The sequence below is a fragment of the Psychrobacter sp. T6-1 genome (genome assembly GCF_052258445.1).
The window spans coordinates 1-1,699 of the sequence record NZ_JBQQFC010000406.1 but is presented as its reverse complement, the minus strand read 5'-3'; the positions used below and the strand labels follow the sequence as shown (position 1 = coordinate 1,699).

Below are 1,699 nucleotides of genomic sequence, written 5' to 3'. Positions count from 1 at the left end.
AACGCGTTGACCGATGACTTTCATCCCTGCCAATTGCTCGCCGACATGCAAACCTTTTATGAGCATCGCGGTAGTATCGAGAACAAAATCGTCACTTGGGTTGGCGACGGCAATAATATGTGCGCCTCCTTTATGCAAGCGGCGAATCAGTTCGGCTTTGAGCTACGCGTTGCCGCGCCTTATGGCTTTGAGCCTAACACCGATCTGATGAAACGTTTTTCGCACTGCGTAAGCTTAGTCGAAAACGTGCAAGACGCTGCCAAAGACTCCAACCTTATTGTCACTGATGTCTGGGCAAGCATGGGTCAAGAGTCTGAGCAAAACACCCGCGCGCGCCGTTTTGCGCCTTATCAAGTCACGCCGTCACTGCTTGACAAAGCTGACCCTGATGTCATCTTTATGCACTGCTTGCCGGCCCATCGCGGTGAGGAGATATCGTACGATATGCTAGATGATCCACGCTCAGTAGTATGGGATGAGGCTGAAAACCGCTTGCATGCACAAAAGGCATTGATGGAGTTTTTACTTAAAGATAAGATTAAACTACTTTCTTAGTTTTATGCGTTACAGCGGACAGCAAAAAGGCAGATTACTTATGGTAGTCTGCCTTTTTTAGTAAAGCGAAAAATGTATACTGCTTATTAAAATTCTAACGTTTTAAAGTCTCAACGCCATTACTACTCGCTTTTAGGAGAATATCAGCTTGGTTAGCGGCGAAGATACCATTACAAACCACACCCACAATATTGTTCAACTCTTTCTCAAGCGCTACCGGATTGCTGACATCCAAATCATAGGTATCTAAAATCACATTACCATAATCGGTAACAAAGTCCTCACGATAAACAGGTTCACCGCCTAGACGAGCCAACTGCCGAGCAACGTAGGAGCGTGCCTGTGGTAATACTTCGATTGGGACTGGGAATGCGCGACCTAGAATATCGACACTCTTACTCTCATCAACCATACAGATAAACTTATTGGACGCTGCAGCGACGATTTTTTCACGAGTCAGTGCACCACCACCGCCTTTAATCAATTGTAAATGGGCATTAACTTCATCAGCACCATCGATATAGACATCAAGTGTGCCTGCAAAGTTTAAATCAACAATCTCGATGCCCAATGCTCTGAGCTTGTCTTCAGTGACCTGCGAGCTGGCCACCGCGCCAGCAAGCTTGACCTGCGGCAATAGCTCAATCAAACAGTTCACCGTACTGCCTGTCCCTACGCCAAGTATCATATTATCTTCGATATAACTTAGCGCCGCGCGGGCTGCGGCTTGTTTTTGTGCGTGCTGATCACTCATCATAAATCCTTGGCAGAATAAACGTAACGTCTAAAAAATTAAAGTCTATAAAAGGTAAAATGCGGCTATTATAACTGATGACTTTGATACATGTCAGCGTAAAACCAATTCTAATAATGAGGTATTCTAACCGTAACTGATATCCTTTAAATGACTTATAAATAGCTTCTCACTATTTTCTCAATAACTCGGTAGCATTGGCAACCAAAACACCAAAGCCAACAGCGTCGCTAACAATACTGGCGGCGTGATAAGCAGGCCGATTTTCATATACTGCCCCCAGCTGATTTTATAGTCCTTCTCTGCCAACACATGTAGCCATAACAAGGTCGCAAGGCTACCGATGGGCGTAAACTTTGGTCCCAAATCGTTGCCAATGACGTTGGCATA

General features: G+C 45.1%; 3 protein-coding genes. 1 reads left to right on the top strand and 2 read right to left on the bottom strand.

Going from position 1 to position 1,699, the window contains the following annotated elements; all coding sequences use genetic code 11:
- The coding region (locus ACTXGO_RS13280) for a Rossmann-fold NAD(P)-binding domain-containing protein (RefSeq protein ID WP_459112931.1) at positions 1 to 555 on the top strand (555 nt) is incomplete at its 5' end.
- A 94-nt stretch (positions 556 to 649) separates the two neighbouring features.
- Here the strand turns inward: ACTXGO_RS13280 and rpiA are convergent.
- Together rpiA and ACTXGO_RS13270 are read right to left on the bottom strand one after the other, a co-directional pair.
- On the bottom strand, positions 650 to 1,309 hold the full coding sequence (gene rpiA / locus ACTXGO_RS13275; protein WP_443574854.1) for a ribose-5-phosphate isomerase RpiA: 660 nt from the start codon (positions 1,307 to 1,309) through the stop codon (positions 650 to 652).
- A gap of 180 nt (positions 1,310 to 1,489) precedes the next feature.
- A partial coding sequence (locus ACTXGO_RS13270; RefSeq protein WP_443574853.1) for an ArsB/NhaD family transporter occupies positions 1,490 to 1,699 on the bottom strand: 210 nt, incomplete at its 5' end.

Coding starts and splice junctions, on each gene's coding strand:
- rpiA (WP_443574854.1), bottom strand. CDS start 1,309: ATGAGTGATCAGCACGCACAAAAACAAGCCGCAGCCCGCGCGGCGCTA.